The sequence below is a fragment of the Kitasatospora sp. NPDC127060 genome (assembly GCF_042724935.1).
Taxonomy (GTDB): Bacteria; Actinomycetota; Actinomycetes; order Streptomycetales; family Streptomycetaceae; genus Kitasatospora.
In genome coordinates, this window is sequence record NZ_JBHXEG010000003.1 from 137,256 (window position 1) to 161,938 (window position 24,683).

A 24,683-nucleotide genomic window follows, 5' to 3' on the forward strand; every position below is an offset into this window, starting at 1 on the left:
AGGTCCTCCCGGGCGTCCGTTCGGGCACCCGGGAGGAGCGGGCTCAGGCCGGGCGGAGCCAGAGGGTGGCGAGCGGGGGGAGGACGAGTTCGGCGGAGCGGGGCTGGCCGTTCCACTCGACGGCTTCGGCCTTGACCGGGTGGGAGTTGCCGGTGCCGCTGCCCCCGTAGGTCTCGGCGTCGGTGTTCAGCAGTTCCTCCCACAGCTGTTCGTGGCCGTCCAGGGCGGGCAGGCCGACCCGGTGGCCGTGGCGGACGACGGGGGAGAAGTTGCAGACGGCGACCAGCGGGGTGCCGTCGGCGGCGTACCGGACGAAGGAGAGCAGGTTGTCCTCGGCGGCGCCGCCGTCGAGCCAGCGGAAGCCGTCGGGGGTGGTGTCGAGCTCCCAGAGGGCGGGGGTGTCCCGGTAGATCCGGTTGAGGTCGCGGACCAGGCGGCGCACGCCGAGGTGGTCCCGATGTGCGGGCCACTGCTCGTCGAGCACCCACCACTGCGGGCCCTGCTCGTGGTCCCATTCGGCGCCCTGGGCGAACTCCTGCCCCATGAACAGCAGTTGCTTGCCGGGGTGGGACCACATGAAGCCCAGGTAGGCGCGGTGGTTGGCGCGCTGCTGCCACCAGTCGCCGGGCATCTTGGAGACCAGGGCCTGCTTGCCGTGGACGACCTCGTCGTGGGAGATCGGCAGGACGTAGTTCTCGGAGTAGGCGTACACCATCGAGAAGGTGATCTCGTTGTGGTGGTACTTGCGGTGCACCGGCTCCTTGGACATGTAGACCAGCGAGTCGTGCATCCAGCCCATGTTCCACTTCAGGCCGAAGCCGAGGCCGCCGGCGTCGGTGGGGCGGGTGACGCCGTCCCAGGCGGTGGACTCCTCGGCGATGGTGATCACGCCGGGGCAGCGCCGGTAGACGGTGGCGTTCATCTCCTGGAGGAACGCGGCCGCGTCCAGGTTCTCCCGGCCGCCGTGCTGGTTGGGGGTCCAGGCGCCGCCCTCGCGGGAGTAGTCGAGGTAGAGCATCGAGGCGACGGCGTCGACCCGCAGGCCGTCGATGTGGAACTCCTCGCACCAGTAGACGGCGTTGGCGACGAGGAAGTTGCGGACTTCGGTGCGGCCGTAGTCGAACTCCAGCGTCCCCCAGTCGGGGTGTTCGGCGCGCAGCGGATCGGCGGGCTCGTACAGCGGTTCGCCGTCGAAGCGGGCGAGCGCGAAGTCGTCCTTGGGGAAGTGCGCGGGCACCCAGTCGACGATCACGCCGATGCCGTGCTGGTGCAGGGTGTCGACCAGGTGGCGGAAGTCGTCGGGGCTGCCGAGCCGGGCGGTGGGGGCGTAGTAGCCGGAGACCTGGTAGCCCCAGGAGCCGCCGAAGGGGTGTTCCATCACCGGCATGAACTCCACGTGGGTGAAGTTCAACTCCTTGAGGTAGCGGGGGAGCTCCTCGGCGATGGCGCGGTAGTCGGTGAGGTCGGGCCGCCAGGAGGCCAGGTGCAGCTCGTACACCGACATCGGTGCGCGGTGGTGCGCGGTGCGGGCCCGGCGGGCCATCCACTCGTCGTCCTGCCAGCGGTGCGTGGAGGAGGTGACGACGGAGGCGGTGCCGGGCGGGCACTGGGCGGCCCGGGCCAGCGGGTCGGCCTTGTCGAGCACCCAGCCCTGCCGGGTGTGGATCTCGTACTTGTAGGTGGCGCCCTCGGCGAGGCCGGGGACGAACAGCTCCCAGATGCCGGAGGAGCCGAGCGAGCGCATCGGGTGCCCGGTGCCGTTCCAGTGGTTGAAGTCGCCGATGAGCCGGACCCCGACGGCGTTCGGCGCCCAGACCGCGAAGGCGGTGCCGGCGACGCCGTCGACGGTGCGCAGGTGGGAGCCGAGCGCCTGCCACAGCTGCTCGTGCCGGCCTTCGGAGATCAGGTGGAGGTCGAGTTCGCCGAGGGTGGGCCGGGCGCGGTAGCCGTCGTGCTGGCGCAGGGGCTCGCCGTCGGGGTAGCCCACCAGCAGGGTGTAGTCGGGGAGTTCGCCGCCCGCCAGCAGTCCGGTGAACAACCCGCCCTGCTGGTGGGTGAGTTCGGCGGGCCCGTGGGCGGTCTCGACCACCACCCGCTCGGCGAACGGGCGCAGCACCCGGATCGCCGTGCCGCCGTGCACCGGGTGGGCGCCGAGTAGGGCGTGCGGGTCGTGGTGCTGGCCGTTCACCAGCCGGTCCACCTCGGCCGGGGGCAGCGGCGCCTCGGGGAGGCGCAGGGCCCCGACGGGGGTGTCCGCCGGGACGCCGCCCGGCGGAGCGGGCTCGGCGGCCTTCCGGGGCTCGCCCCGTTCGGGGGTCCCGGCCAGGAAGGTGGCCGGAACGGGGCGGGTGGGGCGGCCGGTCGGGTCGGGCGGCGTCACGGCGTGGTCCTCCAGCGGCGGGGTGGGCGAACTCGTGGCGGGCGGGGGTTCGGCGGGGTGGTCAGACGGACAGGGCGAGCCGGTTGATCGCGGCCAGCGGGATCGGCAGCCAGCTGGGCCGGTGCCGGGCCTCGTAGACCACCTCGTACACCGCCTTGTCGATCTCCAGCGCCCGCATCAGCTCGGGTGAGGCCGCCGGGTCGGCGCCGCCCCCGGCGGTGTAGCCGGCGCAGAAGGCGGTGCGGTTGCGCTGGGCCCAGGCGGCGGCGAGGTGGGCGAGTTCCGGGTCGACCGGGCCGCCGGCCAGCAGGTGGGCGGCCGCGTAGTCGAAGGAGCGCAGCATGGCGGCGACGTCGCGCAGGGCGGGCTGGGGTTCGCGCCGTTCGTTGACGGACTTGGCGGGTTCGCCCTCGAAGTCGAGCAGCACCCAGCCGTGCGGGGTGCGCATGGCCTGGCCGAGGTGGAGGTCGCCGTGGATGCGCTGGACGGGCAGGCCGTCCGGGTGGGCGTCGGCGAGCTGCTGGAACGCGGTGCGCAGGGCGGCCCGGAAGCGCAGCAGTCCGGGGACGGCGGCGACGGCGCTGTCCAGCCGGTCGGCCATGGCGGTGGCGAGCCGACCGGTCTGGGTGCGGTCGAGCCGGGCGACGGGCATGGAGCGGGCGAGCACCCGGTGGACCTCGGCGGTGGCCCGGCCGAGCCGGTGGGCCTCGATGGCGAAGTTCCCGGGGGAGCGGTCGCCCTTGAGCCGGCCGACCTGGTCGAGGGCGAGTTCCCAGCCGTCCTCGGCGTCCGGCAGGTAGCGCTGGAGCAGTCCGAGGGTGGCGGGTTCGGCGCGTTCCATCCGGCTCTCGAACCAGGCGGCGACCCGGGGGATGCGGGTGGAGCCGGCCCTGGAGAGGGCGAGCGAGAGTTCCAGGTCGGGGTTGGTGCCGGGGTGGATGCGCCGGAACAGCTTGAGGATGTACGAGGTGCCGTAGATGACGGAGCTGTTGGACTGCTCGGCGGTGGAGGCGCGGCCGGGGAGGTTGGCGGGCAGTCCGGAGCCGGGGGTGCGGCGGAAGGACAGCGAGCCGAACCGGTCGCCGGTGGCCAGGTGTTCCAGCAGCCGCCCGGTGAGTTCGGGGTCGTGCACCGCGTCGTAGAGGGTGGCGCCGTCGTACGGGCCCTGGCTGAGCCGGCCGAGGACGGCACCGGGTTCGATGTCCGCGGGGCCCTGGGAGCGGACGCCGAGCAGGAGTTGGTAGGTGTCGCCGTGCGGGAGGCCGGCCGTGGTGGCGTGCTCGACGCGCAGCAGCAGGTGCAGCAGGGCCGGGTCGCCGACCTGCAGCGGGGTGCAGACCGCCGGGACGAGTCCGGTGATGGGGCGCCCCTTCCCGGCGTACCAGCGCTGGGTGGGGAGCCACTCGGCGATCAGCGGCAGGGCCGCCTGGATGAGTTCGCTGACCCCCAGGGCGGTTCTCCGGGCCCCGGTGCCCCGCGCGCCCGGGTGCGCGGCTGAGCCGGCCGGGGCGTCGTGCTGCACATGGGCTTGAGAACGGGAGGTTTCGGACATGACTCCCTTTCCCCGGAAGCACACGGACGGCCCGACGGGTCGTGGCCGGGGTCCGTCAGTCTTCCGGATTTCGGCGGCGCGGCGGTCGCGGCACGCGAGCACGGCTCGGGTGTCACGCCTTCGTGTGGGTAGCCGTTGGGCTGTTCTCCGTACGCGGTGGTGCAGAGAACTCCGGGGGCGCGGGGGTCAACTCGCGCCCCCGGAGGGTCTGGTGGTGCTGTGCGGGCCGCGGGTGGCAGGGTGCGGCGGATCGTTACTTCGATCGCCTGGTCCCGCTCAGGCGCGGGGGCTGCCGGAGCTGGAACCAGTAGAAGCCGTGCCCGGCGAGCGTGAGCAGGTAGGGCCACTCGCCGATCGACGGGAAGCGCACCCCGCCGATCAGCTCGACCGGGTACCGCCCGCCGTACTGCCGCAGGTCCAGCTCGGTCGGCTGTGCGAACCGAGAGAAGTTGTTCACGCACATGACCAGGTCCCCCTCGTACTCGCGCACGAAGGCCAGCACGGCGGGGTTGCTGGACGGCAGTTCGGTGTAGGTGCCCAGGCCGAACGCCGGGTTGAGCTTGCGGATCTCGATCATGCGACGCGTCCAGTGCAGCAGTGAACTCGAACTGCTCTGCTGCGCTTCGACGTTGGTCACCTGGTAGCCGTACACCGGGTCCATGATGGGCGGCAGACTGAGCCTGCCCGGGTCGGCGGAGGAGAAACCCGCGTTGCGGTCCGGGGTCCACTGCATCGGCGTGCGCACGCCGTCCCGGTCGCCCAGCCAGATGTTGTCGCCCATGCCGATCTCGTCCCCGTAGTAGAGCACCGGCGAGCCGGGCAGGGAGAGCAGCAGGGCGGTGAACAGCTCGATCTGGTTGCGGTCGTTCTCCAGCAGCGGGGCGAGCCGGCGGCGGATGCCCACGTTGGCGCGCATCCGGGGGTCCTTGGCGTACTCCGCGTACATGTAGTCGCGCTCCTCGTCGGTGACCATCTCCAGGGTCAGCTCGTCGTGGTTGCGCAGGAAGATGCCCCACTGGCAGCCGCCGGGGATCCGCGGGGTCTTGGCGAGGATCTCCGACACCGGGTACCGGGACTCCCGGCGCACGGCCATGAAGATCCGCGGCATCACCGGGAAGTGGAACGCCATGTGGCACTCGTCGCCGCCCGCGGTGAAGTCGCCGAAGTAGTCGACCACGTCCTCCGGCCACTGGTTGGCCTCGGCGAGCAGCACGGTGTCCGGGTAGTCGGCGTCGATCTCCTTGCGGAGCCGCTTGAGGAACTCGTGGGTCTCCGGGAGGTTCTCGCAGTTGGTGCCCTCGCGGGCGAACAGGTACGGCACCGCGTCCAGCCGGAAGCCGTCGATGCCGAGGTCGAGCCAGAACCGCAGCCCGGCGATCATCTCGTCCTGGACGCGGGGGTTGTCGTAGTTGAGGTCCGGCTGGTGGGAGAAGAACCGGTGCCAGTAGTACTGCTTGCGGACCGGGTCGTAGGTCCAGTTGGAGGTCTCGGTGTCGACGAAGATGATCCGGGCGTCCGGGTACTGCTTGTCGTCGTCGGCCCACATGTAGAAGTCGCCGTACGGCCCGTCCGGGTCGGCCCGGGACGCCTGGAACCACGGGTGCTGGTCGCTGGTGTGGTTCATGACGAAGTCGATGATCACGCGCATGCCGCGGGCGTGGGCGGCGTCGGTGAACTCCATGAAGTCGGCGATGTCGCCGAACTCCGGCAGCACCGACTTGTAGTCGGCGACGTCGTAGCCGCCGTCGCGCAGCGGCGAGGCGAAGAAGGGCGGGAGCCAGAGGCAGTCGACGCCGAGCCACTGCAGGTAGTCGAGCTTGGCCGTGAGCCCCTTGAGGTCCCCGACCCCGTCGCCGTTGCTGTCCTGGAAGGACCGCACCAGCACCTCGTAGAAGACCGCACGTTTGAACCACTCCGGGTCCAGGTTCTTCTTCGAGGTCTCCGGGAAGGTGTCGGGGACGGGCTCGTTCACTGTCACGTGGGGTTCCTCCGAACCGTGAGGAGGTGAGCCGGCTCGGCTGAGGGATCGAGCCGGACGTAGTTGTGCCGGCCCCAGGTGTAGACGGCGCCGGTGAGCTCGTCGTGCACCGCGTGGGGCCCGTCGTCGTCGAGCGTGACGGTGGCCTCCTGGACGTGGTGCGGGTCGAGGTTGACCACCGTGATCACGCGGTCGGTCAGGCCCTCGGGGGTGGTCGCGGTCTTGGAGTAGGCGAGCACCTGCTCGTTGTCGGTGGGGTGGAAGCGCAGGTCGCGCAGCTGCTGCAGGGCGGGGTGGCGCCGGCGCAGCCGGTTCAGCACGGTGAGCAGCGGGGCGAGGGTGTCGGTGCGGTTCCAGTCGCGGGGGCGCAGCTCGTACTTCTCGGAGTGGAGGTACTCCTCGGAGCCCGGGTGGGCCGGCTCGTTCTCGGCCAGCTCGTAGCCGGCGTAGACGCCGTAGCTGGGGGAGAGGGTGGCGGCGAGCACGGCGCGGATCGCGAAGGCGGCGCGGCCGCCGTTCTGGAGGAAGGCGTGCAGGATGTCCGGTGTGTTGGCGAAGAAGTTGGGGCGCATGTAGGCGGCCGCGTCGCCGGTGAGTTCGGTGAGGTACTCGGTGAGTTCGTTCTTGGTGTTGCGCCAGGTGAAGTACGTGTACGACTGGTGGAAACCGATCTTCGCCAGGGTGTGCATCATCGCCGGGCGGGTGAACGCCTCCGCCAGGAACACCACGTCGGGGTCGGTGCGGGCGATGTCGCCGAGCACCTTGTCCCAGAACACCACCGGTTTGGTGTGGGGATTGTCGACCCGGAAGATCCGCACGCCGTGCGACATCCAGAACCGGAGGATCCGGACGGTTTCCTTGACGATTCCGTCCATGTCCTGATCGAAGTTGACCGGATAGATGTCCTGGTACTTCTTCGGCGGGTTCTCGGCGTACGCGATGGTGCCGTCGGCGCGGTGGCTGAACCATTCCGGGTGCTTGTTCACCCACGGGTGGTCGGGGGAGCACTGGAGGGCGAAGTCCAGCGCCACCTCCAGGTGCAGCGCCTTGGCCTCGGCGACGAAGTGGTCGAAGTCCTCGATGGTGCCGAGGTCCGGGTGGACGGCGTCGTGGCCGCCCTCGGGCGAGCCGATCGCCCAGGGCGAGCCGACGTCGTGCGGACCGGCCGTCAGGGTGTTGTCCGGGCCCTTGCGGAAGGCTCGGCCGATCGGGTGCACCGGCGGCAGGTAGACCACGTCGAAGTCCATCGCGGCGATCGCCGGCAGCCGCTCGGCAGCGGTGCGCAGGGTGCCCGAACGCGGGGGCTCGACCCCGTTCGGGTCCAGCACCGCCCCCTCCGAACGGGGGAAGAACTCGTACCAGGACCCGAACAGCGCGCGCTCGCGGTCCACCTGCAGCGGCAGCGGGCGGGAGGCGCTGAGCAGCTCGCGCAGCGGGTGGCGGGCCAACAGCTCCAGCACCTCGGGGGCGAGCGCGGCGGCCAGCCGGGACAGCGGCGGCAGCCCCGGGTCGCGCAGCGCGTCGGCGGCGGCCAGCACGTGCGCCCGGCCGTCCTTCTTCGGCACCCCGGCGGCGGCCTGCTCCAGCAGCCGGGCGCCCTCCTCCAGCACCAGCGCGGTGTCGATTCCGGCCGGCAGCTTCACCGCGGCGGTCTTCCGCCAGGTGGCGATCGGGTCGCTCCACGCCTCCACCAGGTACGACCAGCGGCCGGGCGCGGTCGGGGTGATGCGCGCCCCCCAGCGGTCGGTGCCCTCGGCCAGCTCGCGCATCGGCGTCCAGGGGCCGCTGCGGCCGCGCGGGTCGCGCAGCACCACGTTGGCGTTGACGGCGTCGTGGCCCTCGCGGAAGACCGTCGCGGTGACCAGGAAGGTCTCGCCGACGACGGCCTTGGCCGGGCGGCGGCCGGCGTCGATCTGGGGGCTGACGTCCAGGACGGGGATGCGGCCGATCACGGTGTCGCTCTCTGTCGTCTTGCGGGCGGAGGGCTTGGCGGCGGTCTTGGCGGCGGTCGTGCGCGCGGGGGCCCGGCGGGCGGGCTTCGCGGCGGTGTCCGCGGGGGCGGTCTCGGCGGTGGCCTTCGCGGTGCTGCGGCGCGTGGTGGTGGTGCGCCGGCGCGGTGCCGCCGGGCCCTCCTCGGCCCCGGGTTTCCGGGCCGCGGTGGTGGGCGGTTCGGTGGCGACCTGCGCGGTGGCGACCTGCGCGTGGGCGGCCTGTGCGGTGGAGGCCTGGGGTTCGGAGGATTCGGTACGGACCGCCCCGGACACCCGGGGCGACGGCATCGCCGGGTCTGTCCGAGTGTCAGAATCCATCCGTCCGGCGGATTCCGCGACCGCTGGGTCGACGGTGTCGGCCACCGGTGTGGACTGGTCCCGCGTGTCGCCGTGCATGCCAAACTCCTGCCCGAGATCAGCGGCAGCTCCCCGCGGGCCGGAGGGGGGTCGGGCCGGGGGAGTACCGGGAGGACTGCTGGGTGGGGTGGACGTGCGACCGGAGCCTGCCCGCGTCGCTGTCCCCGGCAACCTGCCCGGCGCCCGCCGAACCGGTGGCGGGGCGCCCCGGAACCCGTGCGCGTCCCGGCGCACGCCTCCGGGGGCACGCCCCTGGGCGGCCCGGTCGACCCGTGAACGAGCCGACCGGGCGCGAGGACACGCGTCGGTGCGCGGTGAGCGCCGAACGGGCTAAGGAGAAGGGGAAGGACCAACGCGAAAAGGATCCGGACGTGCTGCTCCACGGGGGGACGCCACCCGCCGTCGTGGTCCCCGCGGCATCAACGACCTTCGGTCATCCTCGCACCGGGGACAAGGTTTTCGCAGCGGTACGACAGTAGTTTCGGGTTTTGTCGGAGGGGATGAGCCGCCGGAAATCGATCTGTTCCGCGGAGTTCACGCATTGGTAGCGCGGCGCCCCGGAATGTGCGCCTCGCGCGCCCCCCGTGCAGACCAATGCGCCGAATGCGATCTCATCAATAGGCCGAACGGATGCCCAATAGTCCGCTTGACCCGTAGTCAGGAGGATCGGCGAGGCTACGCTTCACCGCTGTGAAGGCAATCCGCAGATTCACCGTCCGCACCGTCCTGCCCGAACAACTCCAGCCGTTGCACGAGCTGGCCCTCAACCTGCGCTGGTCCTGGCACCCCGAGACCAGGGACCTCTTCCGGTCCGTGGACCCGGAGGTCTGGGCCGCGACCGGGGAGGACCCGGTGCGGCTGCTCGGGGAGGTCCCGGCCGCCCGGCTCGCAGCCCTCGCCGCCGACCGGCGGTTCCTGCGCAGACTCGGCGACCTCGCCGACGACCTGCGCGAGTACCTCACCGGCCCGCGCTGGTACCAGGCCCAGCAGGACGGCGCCGGAGCCGCCCCGCCGCCCGCCGCCATCGCCTACTTCTCGCCCGAGTACGGCATCGCCGCCGCGCTGCCCCAGTACTCCGGCGGCCTCGGCATCCTGGCGGGCGACCACCTCAAGGCCGCCAGCGACCTCGGCGTGCCGGTCATCGGCGTCGGACTCTTCTACCGGCACGGCTACTTCCGGCAGTCCCTGGACCGGGACGGCTGGCAGCAGGAGCGCTACCCCCTGCTGGACCCGGACGAACTGGCCGTCAGCCTGCTCCGGGAGGCCGACGGAACGCCCAGCCGGGTCGACCTCGCACTGCCCGGCGGCCGCACCCTGGCCGCGCACATCTGGAAGGCCCAGGTCGGGCGGGTCCCGCTGCTGCTGCTCGACTCCGACATCGAGGCCAACTCGCCCGCCGAGCGCGACGTCACCGACCGGCTCTACGGCGGCGGCAGCGAGCACCGGCTGCTCCAGGAGATGCTGCTGGGCATCGGCGGCGTCCGGGCCGTGCGCGCCTACTGCCGGCTCACCGGGCACCCCGCCCCGGAGGTCTTCCACACCAACGAGGGCCACGCCGGCTTCCTCGGCGTCGAGCGGATCCGCGAACTCGTCGCCGACCGGGCGGCAGGGCTGGACTTCGCCGCCGCCCTGGAGTCCGTCCGGGCCGGCACCGTGTTCACCACCCACACACCCGTCCCGGCCGGCATCGACCGCTTCGACCGCGAGCTGGTCGCCCGGCACTTCGGCGGCGACGCCGCGCTGCCCGGCGTCCCGGTCGAGCCGGTGCTCGCGCTCGGCGCCGAGACCTGGCGCGGCGGGGACCCGAAGCTCTTCAACATGGCCGCCATGGGCCTGCGGCTGGCCCAGCGCGCCAACGGGGTCTCCACCCTGCACGGCGAGGTCAGCCGCTCGATGTTCAACGGCCTGTGGCCCGGCTTCGACCCCGCCGAGGTGCCGATCACCTCGGTCACCAACGGGGTGCACGCCGCCACCTGGATCGACCCGGCCGTGGTGCGCCTGGGCGCCGCCGAGATCGGCGTCGAACGCGCCGAGGAGGCGATGACCACCGGCGAGACCCAGCGCTGGACCGGCCTGGAGCGGATCGGCAACACCGAGATCTGGGACCTGCGCCGCAGCCTGCGGGCCCAGCTGGTGGACGAGGCCCGCCGCCGGCTGCGCGCCTCCTGGCGCCAGCGCGGGGCCGGCGAGGCCGAACTCGGCTGGGTCTCCTCGGTGCTCGACCCCGACGTGCTCACCATCGGCTTCGCCCGCCGGGTGCCCTCGTACAAGCGGCTCACCCTGATGCTGCGCGACCCGGCCCGGCTGCGCGCCCTGCTGCTGCACCCCACCCGGCCGGTGCAGATCGTGGTCGCCGGCAAGGCCCACCCGGCCGACGACGGCGGCAAGCGGCTGATCCAGCAGATGGTCGCCTTCGCCGACGACCCGACGGTGCGCCACCGGATCGTCTTCCTGCCGGACTACGACATGGCGATGGCCCGGCACCTCTACCCGGGCTGCGACGTCTGGCTGAACAACCCGCTGCGCCCGCTGGAGGCCTGCGGCACCTCCGGGATGAAGGCCGCGCTCAACGGCTGCCTCAACCTGTCCGTCCTGGACGGCTGGTGGGACGAGTGGTACGACGGCCAGAACGGCTGGGCGATCCCCACCGCCGACGAGGGCGCCGGCGTGCTGGACCCGGAGAGCAGCGAGGCCGAGCGGCGCGACGACATCGAGGCCGCCGCACTGTACGACCTGATCGAGGAGCAGGTGGCCGGCCGGTTCTACGACCGGGGCGACGACGGGCTGCCGCACCGCTGGATCGCCATGGTCCGGCACACCCTGGTCACCCTCGGGCCCAAGGTGCTGGCCGGGCGGATGGTCCGCGAGTACGTCGAACGGCTGTACGCCCCGGCGGCGCTGGCCCAGCGCGAGCTGGCGGTCGCGGTCCCGCCCCGAGCGGAGGCGAGCGGCCGAGCGACCGGCGCCCGGGACCTGGCGGTGTGGAAGGCCAAGGTCCGGGAGGGCTGGTCGGCCGTGCGGGTCGAGCACGTCGAGGCCGACTGCCCGGCCGAGGCCCAGGAGCTGGGCAGCTCGCTGGCGCTGCGGGTGCAGGTCGCGCTCGGCCCGCTGGAGCCGGGCGACGTCGAAGTGCAGGTGGTCTCCGGCCGGGTGGACGAGACGGACGGCATCTCGGACGCCGCGGTGCTCGCCCTCAAGCCGGTCGGCGGCCCGGACCTGGACGGCCGCACCCGCTACGAGGGCTCGCTGGAGCTCTCCCGCACCGGCCCGTTCGGCTACACCGTGCGGGTGCTGCCGGCGCACCCCCGGCTGGCCTCGCCGGCCGAACTCGGGCTGGTCGCCCTCCCGGCCGAGTCCAACGGGATGGACGCCGGGCTGCTGCGCTGAGCCCCCGAACGGGACGACTGCCGTCCGGGCGTGCTACGGACGGCAGTCATCCGGTTGCCCCGCGTGTCGGCCGGGGGGAGCGTGATGGTCATGATGCGAACCGTGCGCTCGGCCGCCCTGGCCGCGCTCTCCGTGCTCCTCCTGGCGTGGCCGGCCCAGGCCGCCACCGCCCCCCTCGCGGCGCCACCGGCGACCGCGCGGCTGTCCCTGGAGATCTGCCCGCCGCAGGACCCGGTCGTCCCGGGCGAGAACGGCACCCTGGAGGTCAAGGTCACCAACCGGGGGCCGGCCACCACCACCGACGACACCCTGGTGGTGGTGCACCTCCCGTCGCCGGGCGTGGTGCAGTCGGCCGACCCGGCCGTCACCCTGACGTACTTCGGCACCGGCAGCTCGTACACCGTCCCGGCCGGGCTGGCGCCGGGAGCGACCTCGGTCGAGCGGCTGGCGCTGCACGTCGCGCCGATCACCTCGCCGTTCACCACCGTCAGCGGCGACGTCCAGGTCTTCTACCCCGGTGACCCGGACCAGTCCGGCCACACCACCCCGTACAGCTTCACCACCGCCGACACCAGGGCCCACTTCATGGTGGGGGCCTCCTCGGCCTGGCAGGCCGGGCACCCGGTCCCGCAGCCGGGCGACCTCACCGGCAAGCCCGGGGCGACCGTCAACCTGCCGCTGTGGGTGTACAACGCGGGCCCCTCGTACTCGACCCACCCGATCGACGTGGCGATCACCGTGCCCGAGCACACCACCCTCACCGGCACGCCGCCGTACAACTGCACCGCCACCGGGCCGCGCACGCTGGCCTGTCACTACGGGGTCGGGCCGCGGTTCGAGAACGCGGTCTTCATCGACCCGGCCGTGGTGATCGACTCCTCGGTCGTCGCCGGGCAGGTGCTGCCGGGCGGGACGCTGGACGTGGTGGCCGCGCAGGAGGACTGCCCGTCGCCCGACTGGCACACCGACTACGTGGTGACCGTGGACTGACCGGTCCGGAAAAGAGGATGCCCGCCCGGGTGCGTGACGGCGCACCCGGACGGGCACAACTGTGGGGCTTCCTGGACGGGCACCACTGGGGGAGTTCTACACCAGGCTGTCCCGCCAGGCACGATGCAGGGTGGCGAAACGCCCCGCGCCGTCGATCAGCTGCTGCGGGGAGCCGTCCTCGACGATCCGGCCCTGGTCCATCACCAGCACCCGGTCGGCGATCTCCACGGTGGAGAGCCGGTGGGCGATGATCATCGCGGTGCGGCCGGCCAGCACCGTGCGCATCGCCCGCTGCACGGCCTGCTCGCCGGGCACGTCCAGCGAGCTGGTCGCCTCGTCCAGGATCAGCACGGCCGGGTCGGCCAGCAGGGCGCGGGCGAAGGCGACCAGCTGGCGCTGACCGGCCGAGATCCGGCCGCCGCGCTTGCGCACGTCGGTGTCGAAGCCGTCCGGGAGCGCGGCGATGAACTCGTACGCGCCGATGTCCCGGGTGGCCTGCTCGACCTCGGCGCGGGTGGCGCCCGGGCGGCCGATCGCGATGTTCTCGGCGACGGTGCCGGAGAACAGGAAGGACTCCTGGGTCACCATCACCACCCCGCGCCGCAGGTCCGGGGTGGCGAGGTCGCGCAGGTCCACGCCGTCCAGCCGGATCCGGCCCTCGGTCGGGTCGTAGAAACGGGCCAGCAGCTTGGCGACCGTCGACTTGCCGGCGCCGGTCGCCCCGACCACCGCGACCGTCTGCCCGGCCGGGATCAGCAGGTCGAAGGGCGGCAGCACCTCCTTGCCGGTGCGGTAGGCGAAGCGCGTCGCTTCGAAGGAGACCTCGCGGCCCTTCCCCGCGGCCTGCGGCAGCTCCACCGGCTCGGCCGGCTCGGCGACGGTCGGCTCGTGGGCGAGCAGGCCGGCGATCTTCTCCAGGGCCGCGGCGGCGGCCTGGTAGCTGTTCAGGAACATCGCCAGCTGGTCGAGCGGGTCGAACAGGCGGCGCAGGTAGAGCGCGAAGGCGGTCAGCACGCCCAGTTCCAGCGCGTCGTCGGCGACCAGCCAGGCGCCCAGCAGCACGATGCCGGTGAACCAGACGTTGGCGGTGGCCCGGGACAGCCCGACGTACCGGGCGAGTTCCAGGAAGCCCTCCGCGTTGGCGGTGGAGGACTGCCGGTTGACCACCCCGAAGGCGGCGTCGTTGGCCTGCTCGCGGCGGAAGGCCTGCACCGGGCGGATGCCGTTCATGGTCTCGGTGAAGCGCACGATCATCGAGGCGGCGGCCGTCCGCGAGCGGCGGTAGACCCGCCGGGAGCGGGTGCGGAACGAGTGGGCGATCAGGGCCAGCGGCAGGAAGGCCACCAGCGAGGCCAGGCCGAGCCGCCAGTCCAGCACCACCAGCAGCACCGAGATGTAGCAGACCGACAGGAAGACGGTCAGCAGTTCCTGGAGGCCCTCGGAGAGCAGCTCGCGCAGCGCGTCGATGTCACTGGTGGCCCGGGAGATGATCCGGCCCGAGGTGTAGCGCTCGTGGAAGTCCAGGCTGAGCCGCTGGGCGTGCCGGAAGATCCGGCCGCGCAGGTCCAGCAGGACGTCCTGGTTCACCCGGGCGCTGATCTTGATGAACGTCCACTGCAGCACCGGGCTGAGCAGCGCGCAGAACAGGTAGCCGGCCACCACCGCGACCAGCGGACCGGAGTCGTGCGAGCGCAGCGCCGGGATGCCGCGGTCCATCGCCACCGCGACCAGCAGCGGGCCGGACTGCAGGGCGGCCTGCTGGACCAGGATCACCACCATCGCGACGGCGATCCGGGCCCGGTGCGCGCCGAGCAGCGAGCGCAGCAGCGCCCGCGGCGCGCCGGGCGGGACGGGGATGTCCTCCTCGTCGGCGGGGGGCGGGGGCAGCTCCTCCTCGGCGGGCTCCGCCCCGGCGGGCCCCGCGCCGAGCGACTCCGCTCCGGCGGACTCGACGGTGGTGGTCATCGGGTGGGCTCCTTCTCGGCGACGAAGGGGCCCTCGGGTACGAGGGCGGCCTCGCCCGACATCAGTTCGCGGTAGTGCGGGCAGTCCCGCAGCAGTTCCTGGTGGGTGCCGACGGCCGCGATCCGGCCGTCCGCGAGCACCGCGACCCGGTCGGCGAGCAGCACGGTGCTGGGGCGGTGGGCGACCACCAGCGCGGTGGTGCTGCCCAGCACCTCGCGCAGCGCCCGCTCGACCAGCGCCTCGGTGTGCACGTCCAGGGCGGACAGCGGGTCGTCCAGCACCAGGAAGGGCGGGTCGCCGACCACCGCGCGGGCCAGGGCGAGGCGCTGGCGCTGCCCGCCGGACAGGCTCAGGCCCTGCTCGCCGACCTCGGTCCCCACCCCGGCCGGGAGCCGCTCGACGAAGTCGGCCTGGGCGGTGGCGAGGGCGGCGGTCAGCTGCCGGTCGTCCGCGCCGGGGGCGCCCATCAGGACGTTCTCCCGGACGGTGGCGGAGAACAGGGTGGGTTCCTCGAAGGCGACCGAGACCAGCCGGCGCAGCTCCTCCCGGGGCAGTCCGGCGATGTCCCGGCCGTCCAGGGTGATCCGGCCGCCGGTGGTCTCGTACAGCCGGGGGAGCAGCGCGGTGAGCGTCGTCTTGCCGCTGCCGGTGGCGCCGACCAGGGCCATCGTCTCGCCGCTGCGGATGTGCAGGTCGATGCCGGCCAGCAGGTCGGGGGTGCCGTCGGGGGCGTCGGGGTAGCGGAACCGGACGCCGGTGAAGCGGATGCCGTCCGGGGTGCCCGCAGGGGGCGCGGTGGGCGCGGCGGGCGCGTCCTCGGGCTCGGGTTCGTCGATGACCTCGAAGAACCGGTCGGTGGCGGTGGCGGCCTCGTTGGCGTAGGCCAGCAGCCAGCCGAGCGACTCGACCGGCCAGCGCAGGGCGAGCGCGGTGGACAGGAAGGCCACCAGGGTGCCGGCGCTCAGCTCGTCGTGGGCGACCAGGTAGGCGCCGACGGCCAGGGCGCAGCCGAGGGCGATCTCCGGCAGGCCGACGATGACCGCCCACAGGTTGGCGAGCTGGTGGGCCTTGCGCAGTTCGGTGCGGCGCAGCCGGTGGGACTGTTCGCGGAAGTGCTCGGCCATCGAGCGGTGCCGGCCGAAGGCCTTGAGGATGCGGATGCCGAGGACGGACTCCTCGACCACGGTGGCGAGGTCGCCGTTCTGGTCCTGGGCGAGCCGGGCGGTGACCGAGTAGCCGGCCTCGAAGCGCCGGGTGAGCACCAGTAGCGGCGCGGCCGGCAGCAGCACGATCAGGGCGAGTCGCCAGTCCTGGGCGAACATCAGCAGGGTGCCGGCCAGGAACGTCACCGAGTTGACGACCAGGAACACCAGCGGGAAGGCCAGGAAGAGCCGCATGGCGTTCATGTCGGTGGTGGCCCGGGAGAGCATCTGGCCGGAGCCCCAGCGGTCGTGGAAGGCGACCGGCAGCCGCTGGAGCTTGGCGTAGAGGTCGGCGCGCATGGCCGCCTCCAGCCGGCCCAGGGGGCGGGACAGGACCACCCGGCGGGTGTAGAACAGTGCGGCCTCGACCAGACCGAGGAGCAGCAGCAGGCCGACCGGCGGCCAGAGCGCGTCGAGGTCGTGCCGGGCGAGCGGGCCGTCGACGATCCGGCCGAGCACCACCGGGACGGCGAGGGTGCTCATCATGGCGAGCGAGGCGGCCGTCACCGAGACGACCAGCCGACCGCGCACGGCCCGGGCGTACGGCCACAGGCGCAGCAGTGAGCGGACCGTGGAGCGGTGGCTTCCGGTCGGGCGGTCGGCGTCTTGTCTGTTCTCGGCCATCGCGGTGAGGGTAGGCAGAGAGACCGTCACTTCTCATCCGGTTTTTCGCCCCTGTCGGCGGCGTCCGGCGAGAACCGGCCACCCGGCCGGGCGCGGCGCCCGCCGACCGTCGGCACCGGGCCACAGGCGCCCCGGAGGCGAGCGGGCGAACAGCAGCCCCGAGTCGAAGGGGGCGCGCGGATCCGTTCGTGCAGGAAGGAGTGCGCCGGGCGCCTCTTGCGAGCGCCTGCCGAACGGCCGATTACATCTCCTGACGGATGTCCATGGAGATGCGAGTGACAGGAGTGCGGACATGACGGTCGACACCGGCCCCACCCCCGGCCCCGGTGCCGGGGCCGCGAGAGTGCAGGTGCGGGCCCAGCTCAGCCTCAGCACGACCGCCGCGCGCAATCTGGCGACGACGACCAAGTCGAAGCCGCAGATGCAGGAGATCACCTCCCGCTGGCTGCTCAAGACGCTGCCGTGGGTGCAGGTCGGCGCCGGTACGTACCGGGTCAACCGGCGGTTGAGCTACGCGGCCGGGCGCGGCCGGGTGGGCTTCGCGAAGACCGGGTCCACCGTGACGGTGATCGCCCCCTCGCTGGCGGAGGTGCCGGCGCTGCGCGGTTACCAGGACCAGGAGGTGCTCACCGAACTGGCCGGCCGGTTCGTGCAGCGGGACTTCGCCGCGGGCGAGGTCCTGGTGCAGGAGGGGGCGCCGATCGAGGAGGTGCTCCTGGTCGCGCACGGCAAGGTCGACCGGATCGGCACCGGCAAGTACGGCGAGCAGACGGTGCTCGGCACCCTCGCGGACGGCGACCACGTCGGCGACGAGGTGATCACCGAGCCCGGCGGCACCTGGTCGTACACCGTGAAGGCCGCCACCGCCGGCGTCGCGCTGACGCTGAACGCCTCGCGGCTGCAGGACCTGATCGACCGCTCCGCGACGCTGCGCGAGCAGCTGCTGGGCTTCGCCGCCGACGCGGCCCAGGCGCAGAACGCCCACGGCGAGGCGGAGATCGACCTCTCGGCCGGCCACGAGGGCGAGTTCGAGCTGCCCGGCGCCTTCGTGGACTACGAACCGGAGCCGCGCGAGTACGAGTTGAGCGTCGCCCAGACCGTCCTCAGGGTCCACACCCGGGTCGCCGACCTCTACAACAAGCCGATGAACCAGACCGAGGAGCAGCTGCGGCTGACCATCGAGGCGCTGCGCGAGCGGCAGGAGCACGAGCTCGTCAACAACCCGGAGTTCGGCCTGCTCGCCAACGCCGACTTCGACCAGCGGATCCAGACCCACTCCGGCGCGCCCACCCCGGACGACCTGGACGAGCTGCTCGCCATGCGCCGTGACACCGACTACCTGTTCGCCCACCCGCGGGCCGTCGCCGCCTTCGAGCGGGAGTGCAACAAGCGCGGCATCTACCCGGGCACGGTCGACGTCCTCGGCAAGCAGCGGCCGGTCTGGCGCGGGGTGCCGATCTTCACCTGCGGCAAGATCCCGGTGGCGGCCGACCAGACCACCTCGTTCATCGCGATGCGCGTCGGCGAGGAGAACCAGGGCGTGGTCGGCCTGACCCAGGTCGGCATCCCGGACGAGGTCGAGCCGGGCCTGAACGTCCGTTTCATGGGCATCGACGAGAAGGCGATCGCCTCCTACCTGGTCAGCACCTACTACTCGGCGGCGGTGCTGGTGCCGGACGCGATCGGTGTCCTGGAGAACGTCGAGGTCGGGCACGCCCGCGGCTGAGGTCCCGGGGGCAGGGCCCAGGCGCGGGCGGCCGGCCCGCTAGGTGTGGGCGGGGGCGCGCAGCAGCTGCAGCGAGCGCCCGCCCAGCACCACCGCGCCCCGCGGGTACGGCTCGCCCGTGCCCGCGGCGGCCGTGTCCAGCACCGTCTCCCAGGCGGCCTCCGGCTCGGCCCAGGGCTCCCCGGGCAGGGTGAACACGGCCGGTTCGTGGCCCGCGTTGAGCAGTAGCAGGAAGCTGTCGTCGGCCAACGGGCGCCCGGTGTCGTCCCGTTCCGACATCGCGGTGCCGGACAGCAGCATGCCCAGGCAGGCCGTCGGGGCGTACCAGTCCGCCTCGGTCATCTCCTTGCCGAGCGGGGTGAACCAGGCGAGGTCCGGCTGTCCGCCGGGGACGGCGGCCCGGCCGGAGAAGAACGCCCGCCGGCGCAGCACCGGGTGGGCCCGGCGCAGCCGGACCAGCCGGCCGGTCAGCTCGCACAGCTCCCGCCAGCCGGGCTGCTCCAGCAGCGACCAGTCCAGCCAGCTCAGCTCGCCGTCCTGGCAGTAGGCGTTGTTGTTGCCGCCCTGGGTGCGGCCCAGCTCGTCCCCGGCGGTGATCATCGGGACGCCCGCGGAGAGCAGCAACGTGGCCATCAGGTTGCGCAGTTGGCGCAGCCGCAGGGCGTTGACCTCCGGGTCGGTGGTCTCGCCCTCGGTGCCGTGGTTCCAGGAGCGGTTGTCGTCGGTGCCGTCCCGGTTGGCCTCGCCGTTGGCCTCGTTGTGCTTGCGGTCGTAGGAGACCAGGTCGCGCAGGGTGAAACCGTCGTGCGCGGTCACGTAGTTGACGGAGGCGTACGGGCGGCGGCCGGCGCCCTGGTAGAGGTCGGAGGAGCCGGACAGCCGGTAGCCGAGCTCGCGGACGTCCGGGCGGGCGCCGCGCCAGAAGTCCCGTACGGTGTCGCGGTAGCGGTCGTTCCACTCGGCCCACAGCGGCGGGAAGCCGCCGACCCGGTAGCCGCCCGGGCCGACGTCCCAGGGCTCGGCGATCAGCTTCACCCGGCTCAACAGGGGGTCCTGGGAGACCGCGGCGAGGAACGGGTGGTCCATGTCGACGCCGTCCGAGCCGCGGGCCAGGGCGGTCGCCAGGTCGAAGCGGAAGCCGTCCACGCCCATCTCGGTGACCCAGTAGCGCAGTGAGTCGGTGATCAGCCGGACCACCTGCGGGCGGCGGGTGTCCAGGGTGTTGCCGCAGCCGGTGTAGTCGGCGTAGCTCCGCGGGCGGTGCGGGGCGAGGCGGTAGTAGGCGGCGTTGTCGATGCCGCGCAGCGACAGCGCCGGGCCCAGCTCGGCGCCCTCGGCGGTGTGGTTGAACACGACGTCGAGGATCACCTCGATCCCGGCGGCGTGCAGGGCGCGGACCATCCGCTTGAACTCGCCGACCTGGCCGCCGCGTGAGCCCGAGGCGGAGTAGCCGGCGTGCGGGGCGAAGTAGCCGATGGTGTTGTAGCCCCAGTAGTTGACCAGGCCGCGGGCCTGGAGGTGGTCCTCGCTGGCGTACTGGTGCACCGGCAGCAGCTCGACGGCCGTCACCCCGAGGCGGGTGAGGTGGGCGATCGCGGCGGGGTGGGCCAGGCCCGCGTAGGTGCCGCGCAGCCGCGGCGGGATGTCGGGGTGGCGCATGGTGAAGCCGCGCACGTGGAGTTCGTAGAGCACCGTCTCGGCCCACGGGGTCTTCGGGCGGTGGTCGTCGTACCAGTCGTCGTCGTCGTGGACGACCACGGATCTGGGCACGTAGGGGGCGGAGTCCCGGTTGTCCCGGACGGTGTCGGCGACGTCGGCCTCGGGCCAGTTGCGAACGGCCGAGCAGGCCGCGTCGTGGGAGGTGTAAGAGCCGTCGACGGCGCGGGCGTACGGGTCGAGCAGCAGCTTCGCCGGGTTCCAGCGGGCGCCCGTCCACGGGTCCCAGCGGCCGTGCACCCGGAAGCCGTAGCGGGTGCCGGGGCGCACGCCGGGCAGGAAGCCGTGCCAGATCTGGAAGTCCTGCTCGGTGAGGTGGTGCCGCTGCTCCCGGCCGTCCTCGTCGAACAGGCACAGGTCGACGGCCTCGGCGCCGGCCGCCCAGAGTGCGAAGTTGGTGCCGGGGCCGCCGCGCTGGTCCGTCCGGAAGCGGGCGCCGAGTGGCTGCCAGCTGCCGGGCCACGGTGGTTCGGCGGTGTGCGGGCCGCCGTTCGGCCGTGCCCCGGCTTCCAGCTCCTGCCCTGACGCCATGGTCGTGTCCTCCCTGGACGGGGTGTCCCGGACCCCGTTCACCTTCTCTTTCCCGGATTGTGGCGGGGGGAAGCGGCTGAACGGGGGCTTGCCGGAGGGTGGCGGGGTGGATTCCGAGGCGTTCGGCGTGTCCCCGTCGGGCCGCGTCTCGTTGTGCCGGGCGCATCGGACGTGAACAGTGGGAGGCCCCGGGATGCGGCGCCGAGTGGGGACGTGGGCGCGGCGGGTGGCGGCGGCGGTGTGCTGTCTGGCCGTGCTCAGCGGGTGCGGGGGCGGGGCCCCGGGCGGGGCGGCGGGGGACGCCGTGCCGGGTGGTCCGCGCACCGCGCCCGCGCCGCCGTCCCGGGCGGTGCTGACCGCGGTGCCCGCGGACGGGGCGCAGGACGAGCCGCCGGAGGGGCCGGTGCGGGTGACCGTGGCCCAGGGGCGGCTGGTGTCCGTGCGGCTGGCGGACGCGAAGGGGGCGGAGCTGCCGGGGGCGATCAGCGCGGACGGTACCGGCTGGTCGCCGGACGGGCCGCTGCCGCTCGGGACGGCCTTCACGGTGGACGCGGTCGCCGAGGACGACCAGGGGCAGCGGGCGGCCCAGCACTCGGCGTTCTCCACGGTGGCCCGGGCGCACACCTTCGTGGCGTTCTTCACCCCGGAGGACGGTTCCACGGTCGGGGTCGGGATGCCGGTCTCGCTGCGGTTCAGCCGACCGATCACCGACCGGGCTGCGGTGGAGCGGGCGGTCCAGGTCGGCGCGGACCCGCCGGTGCCGGTGGCGGCGCACTGGTTCGGCAACCAGCGGCTGGACTTCCGTCCGCAGCAGTACTGGGCGGCCGGTACCAGGGTGACGGTGGCGCTGCGGCTGAAGGACGTCCAGGGCGCGCCCGGGGAGTTCGGCAGCCAGAGCCGGGACCTGCACTTCACGGTGGGCCGGGCGCAGGTGTCCACCGTGGACCTCGACGCGCACACCCTGACCGTCCGGGCCGGGCAGGGCGGCAAGGTGCTGCGGGTGCTCAAGGTGTCCGGCGGCAGCCCCGACCACTCCACCTACCGGGGGGTGATGGTGGTGTCGGAGAAGTACAAGCTGACCCGGATGAACTCGCAGACCGTCGGCATGGGCGACGAGTACGACATCAAGGACGTCCCGCACGCGATGCGGCTGACCACCTCCGGCACCTTCCTGCACGGCAACTACTGGGCCGACCCCGGGGTGTTCGGCACCGCCAACACCAGCCACGGCTGCATCGGGCTGGCCGACACCAAGGGCGGCACCGGCAAGGACACCCCGGCGGGCTGGTTGTTCGAGCACACCGTCCCGGGGGACGTGCTGGAGGTACGGGCCTCGGCGGGGGACTTCGTGCCGCCGTCGAACGGGCTGAACGGCTGGAACGTCCCGTGGGACCAGTGGGTGGCCGGGAGCGCCCTGCGGTAGCCGCCTTCACGCCCGGTTCACGCGGGCTCCACCCCACTCCCCCCGGAATTCACTCAGACGGCCCAGCTATCCTGCTCCGACGCGTCGGGGCCCGGCGCGAAAGTTCGGCGCCCGGTGCAACTCACGGGGGCGCTCGGCGCGTCAAGTGAGTGAATACCGGGAGGGGAGATTCCGTGAAGACGGGGAAGACGGCTGGCGCCGCGATACGCCGCGGTGCGACGGCACTGGTCATGGGTGGGGTGCTGCTGCTCACCGCGGCCTGCAACGACGACAAGGGCGGGACGTCGGGCGACGCCGCCGCGACGGCGCCGGCGGACGCGAACGGGACGGCCGCGGGCGGCGGCTCGGCCACGCCGAAGGCCTCGGCGGCCGTGCTCGCGGTCGAGCCGAAGGACGGTGCCCAGGACGTCGCGCCGAGCGGGCTGCAGGTGTCGGTGTCGAACGGCAAGCTGACCACGGTCGACGTGACCGACAAGAACGGCAAGCCGGTCGAGGGCGCGATCACCGCGGACGGCACCGGCTGGAAGCCGGCGGCGGCGCTCGCCGTCGGCATGGCGTACAAGGTGAACGCCCAGGCGAAGGACGACGCCGGCCTGGTGGCCGCGTCCACCACCTCGTTCACCACGCTGACGCCGGACAAGAAGGTCTCCACCAACGACAACATCGCCGACGGTTCCACCTACGGCGTCGGCATGATCGTCTCGGTGGGCTTCAACAAGGACGTCAAGAACAAGGACGCGGTGCTCAAGGGCATCACCTTCGAGACCGACAACGGCACCGTGGTCAAGGGCCACTGGTTCGACAACCGCCGGGTGGACTTCCGTCCGGAGGAGTACTGGAAGCCGGGCACCAAGGTGACCATCAAGTACCGGCTGAAGAGCGTCGAGGTCGCACCGGGCGTCTACGGCGACGTGGACAAGGACGAGCCGTTCACCATCGGCCGCTCGATGATCTCCACCGCGGACGCCAAGTCGCACCAGATGACGGTCGAGCGGGACGGCAAGAGCACCACCCTGCCGGTCACCCTGGGCGCGGACGCGACGCCGTCCTGGGGCGGGACGATGGTGATCATGGACAAGGAGAAGGTCACCCGGATGAACTCGCAGACCGTCGGTCTCGGCGGCGAGTACGACATCCAGGACGTGCCGCACGCGATGCGGCTGACCACCTCCGGCACCTTCCTGCACGGCAACTACTGGTCCAGCCCGTTCGGCAAGTCCAACGGCAGCCACGGGTGCATCTCGATGCAGGACGTGAAGGGCGGCAGCGACTCCTCGGTCGCCGGCAAGTTCTACAACGACTCGATGGTCGGCGACGTCGTGAAGATCGTGAACACCAAGGAGAAGACCGTCTCGCCCTCCAACGGGCTGGGCGGCTGGAACGTGTCCTGGGCCAACTGGTAGGCCCGGCAGGCTTGTCACCGCGCGGCCCGCACCTCACTCGTTGGGGTCGGGCCGCCCGGTTTTCGGGGCGGAAAGTCCCTCGGACGGCGCAACCTTTCCCATGGTTCGACACATCTATGGGTCGGGTCCGTCGTGACCGCGGGGAGCAAGGGAGGGAATCGGCGTGAGGTCGATACGCAGGGTGGTGGCCGTCGGTCTGGTCGGCGGGGCGATGGCGTTGACCGCCGCGTGCGGTGGCAGCGGCGGCGGCAGCGGGAGCGGTGCCGCCAAGGCCGATCTGGGGGCCGGTGCGGGCGCCACCGCGTCGGCGCCCGCGGGTTCCGCGTCGAAGGCGCCGAACCCGTCGAAGGTGTCCACGGCCGCGGTGAGCATCGAGCCGAAGAACGGCGCGGTGGACGTGGCGCCGGGCGCGCTCAAGATCGGTGCGACGGGCGGCAAGCTGACCACCGTCAAGGTGAGTGACAAGACCGGCAAGGAGGTCCCCGGCACGATCGCCGCGGACGGCACCAGCTGGACCCCGTCCACCGGGCTCGCGGTGGGCACCGCCTACCAGGTCAGCGCGATGGCCGCGGACGCCGACGGCGCGGTCGCCACGGCGGACAGCAGCTTCACCACCCTGACCCCGGCGGCGCTGGCCAAGGCCTCCGACAACGTCGACAACGACGCCACCTACGGCGTCGGCATGATCGTCTCGGTGGACTTCAGCAAGGACGTCAAGAACAAGGACGCCGTCCTCAAGGGCATCACCTTCCAGACCGACAACGGCACCGTGGTCAAGGGCCACTGGTTCGACGACCGCCGGCTGGACTTCCGTCCGGAGCAGTACTGGAAGCCGGGCACCAAGGTGACGGTGCAGTACCGCCTCAAGAGCGTGGAGATCGCCCCCGGGGTGTACGGCGCCGACCGGGACGAGCCCTTCACGATCGGGCGATCCCAGATCTCGACGGTTGACGCCGCCGCGCACAGGATGACGGTGGTCCGGGACGGGCAGTCGAACGACATCGACATCACCTCCGGGTCGGACCAACACCCCACCTGGAACGGCACGATGGTGGTCATGGCCAAGGAGGACACGGTGCGGATGCAGTCCAGCACCCTGCCCGGCATGACCGGCGCGCCGTACGACCTCCAGGTGCCGCACTCGATCCGGCTGACCACCAGCGGGACGTACGTGCACGGCAACTACTGGAGCGGCTCCGCCTTCGGCGAGGACAACGTCAGCCACGGCTGCGTGGGCCTGCGCGACGTCAAGGGCGGCGGGGAGTCCACCTCGATGGGCAAGTTCTACGCGGGCACCCTGGTCGGCGACGTCGTCACCGTGAAGAACTCCACCAAGAAGGAGACGCTCGACCCGGCGAACGGGCTGAGCGGCTGGAACCTGCCGTGGAGCACGTGGTAACCGCCTGGTAGGGGCTGCTTGGGGTCAACCCGGGCTTGACTTCGGTCGGCCCGGGTCGG

Annotated in this window: 13 protein-coding genes; 6 read left to right on the top strand and 7 right to left on the bottom strand. The window is 72.5% G+C overall.

What is annotated here, in order from left to right; all coding sequences use genetic code 11:
- Positions 1–43: 43 nt before the first annotated feature.
- The 4 genes from glgB to ACFWIS_RS03675 all read right to left on the bottom strand — a co-directional run bounded on the left by glgB (position 44) and on the right by ACFWIS_RS03675 (position 7,862).
- Positions 44–2,380 (bottom strand): 1,4-alpha-glucan branching protein GlgB, encoded by a 2,337-nt coding sequence (gene glgB, locus ACFWIS_RS03660; RefSeq protein WP_380459238.1) that lies wholly within the window; start codon positions 2,378–2,380, stop codon positions 44–46.
- A 61-nt stretch (positions 2,381–2,441) separates the two neighbouring features.
- Complete coding sequence (locus ACFWIS_RS03665; RefSeq protein WP_380459235.1) at positions 2,442–3,932, bottom strand: phosphotransferase; 1,491 nt, start codon at positions 3,930–3,932, stop codon at positions 2,442–2,444.
- A 253-nt stretch (positions 3,933–4,185) separates the two neighbouring features.
- Positions 4,186–5,910 (bottom strand): maltose alpha-D-glucosyltransferase, encoded by a 1,725-nt coding sequence (treS, locus tag ACFWIS_RS03670; protein WP_380459232.1) that lies wholly within the window; start codon positions 5,908–5,910, stop codon positions 4,186–4,188.
- Positions 5,907–7,862 (bottom strand): alpha-1,4-glucan--maltose-1-phosphate maltosyltransferase, encoded by a 1,956-nt coding sequence (locus ACFWIS_RS03675; RefSeq protein WP_380459248.1) that lies wholly within the window; start codon positions 7,860–7,862, stop codon positions 5,907–5,909. Before ACFWIS_RS03675 ends, treS begins: the two co-directional genes overlap by 4 nt.
- Positions 7,863–8,948: 1,086 nt before the next feature.
- Between ACFWIS_RS03675 and glgP the strand changes: the two genes are divergently transcribed.
- Together glgP and ACFWIS_RS03685 are read left to right on the top strand one after the other, a co-directional pair.
- Positions 8,949–11,645, top strand: coding sequence for an alpha-glucan family phosphorylase (gene glgP / locus ACFWIS_RS03680; protein ID WP_380459230.1), 2,697 nt, complete (start codon positions 8,949–8,951; stop codon positions 11,643–11,645).
- A gap of 90 nt (positions 11,646–11,735) precedes the next feature.
- Positions 11,736–12,635 (top strand): hypothetical protein, encoded by a 900-nt coding sequence (locus ACFWIS_RS03685; RefSeq protein ID WP_380459227.1) that lies wholly within the window; start codon positions 11,736–11,738, stop codon positions 12,633–12,635.
- Positions 12,636–12,731: 96 nt separating this feature from the next.
- Here ACFWIS_RS03685 and ACFWIS_RS03690 read toward each other — a convergent pair whose 3' ends face one another.
- Positions 12,732–14,600: an ABC transporter ATP-binding protein gene (locus ACFWIS_RS03690; protein ID WP_380459224.1), complete on the bottom strand. Its 1,869-nt coding sequence runs from the start codon at positions 14,598–14,600 to the stop codon at positions 12,732–12,734.
- Positions 14,597–16,426, bottom strand: coding sequence for an ABC transporter ATP-binding protein (locus ACFWIS_RS03695; RefSeq protein ID WP_380459222.1), 1,830 nt, complete (start codon positions 16,424–16,426; stop codon positions 14,597–14,599). Before ACFWIS_RS03695 ends, ACFWIS_RS03690 begins: the two co-directional genes overlap by 4 nt.
- A 292-nt stretch (positions 16,427–16,718) precedes the next feature.
- On the opposite strand from ACFWIS_RS03695, the gene ACFWIS_RS03700 reads away from it, so the two are divergent.
- Positions 16,719–18,152: a family 2B encapsulin nanocompartment shell protein gene (locus tag ACFWIS_RS03700; protein ID WP_380459219.1), complete on the top strand. Its 1,434-nt coding sequence runs from the start codon at positions 16,719–16,721 to the stop codon at positions 18,150–18,152.
- 39 nt (positions 18,153–18,191) lie between these two features.
- Here ACFWIS_RS03700 and glgX read toward each other — a convergent pair whose 3' ends face one another.
- Positions 18,192–20,399, bottom strand: a complete 2,208-nt coding sequence (gene glgX / locus ACFWIS_RS03705; protein ID WP_380459217.1) for a glycogen debranching protein GlgX — start codon at positions 20,397–20,399, stop codon at positions 18,192–18,194.
- 193 nt (positions 20,400–20,592) lie between these two features.
- Between glgX and ACFWIS_RS03710 the strand changes: the two genes are divergently transcribed.
- The 3 genes from ACFWIS_RS03710 (at position 20,593) to ACFWIS_RS03720 (ending at position 24,624) form a co-directional block, all read left to right on the top strand.
- Complete coding sequence (locus tag ACFWIS_RS03710) at positions 20,593–21,822, top strand: Ig-like domain-containing protein (RefSeq protein ID WP_380523467.1); 1,230 nt, start codon at positions 20,593–20,595, stop codon at positions 21,820–21,822.
- A 173-nt stretch (positions 21,823–21,995) separates the two neighbouring features.
- On the top strand, positions 21,996–23,225 hold the full coding sequence (locus tag ACFWIS_RS03715; protein WP_380459211.1) for an Ig-like domain-containing protein: 1,230 nt from the start codon (positions 21,996–21,998) through the stop codon (positions 23,223–23,225).
- A gap of 163 nt (positions 23,226–23,388) precedes the next feature.
- Positions 23,389–24,624, top strand: a complete 1,236-nt coding sequence (locus tag ACFWIS_RS03720) for an Ig-like domain-containing protein (protein ID WP_380459209.1) — start codon at positions 23,389–23,391, stop codon at positions 24,622–24,624.
- The last annotated feature ends 59 nt before the right edge of the window (positions 24,625–24,683 follow it).

Excerpts from the sequence above, each read along its gene's own strand:
- ACFWIS_RS03665 (WP_380459235.1), bottom strand. The coding sequence starts at position 3,932 with ATGTCCGAAACCTCCCGTTCTCAAGCCCATGTGCAGCACGACGCCCCG.
- ACFWIS_RS03685 (WP_380459227.1), top strand. The coding sequence starts at position 11,736 with ATGATGCGAACCGTGCGCTCGGCCGCCCTGGCCGCGCTCTCCGTGCTC.
- ACFWIS_RS03690 (WP_380459224.1), bottom strand. The coding sequence starts at position 14,600 with ATGACCACCACCGTCGAGTCCGCCGGAGCGGAGTCGCTCGGCGCGGGG.
- ACFWIS_RS03695 (WP_380459222.1), bottom strand. The coding sequence starts at position 16,426 with ATGGCCGAGAACAGACAAGACGCCGACCGCCCGACCGGAAGCCACCGC.
- ACFWIS_RS03700 (WP_380459219.1), top strand. The coding sequence starts at position 16,719 with ATGACGGTCGACACCGGCCCCACCCCCGGCCCCGGTGCCGGGGCCGCG.
- glgX (WP_380459217.1), bottom strand. The coding sequence starts at position 20,399 with ATGGCGTCAGGGCAGGAGCTGGAAGCCGGGGCACGGCCGAACGGCGGC.
- ACFWIS_RS03710 (WP_380523467.1), top strand. The coding sequence starts at position 20,593 with ATGCGGCGCCGAGTGGGGACGTGGGCGCGGCGGGTGGCGGCGGCGGTG.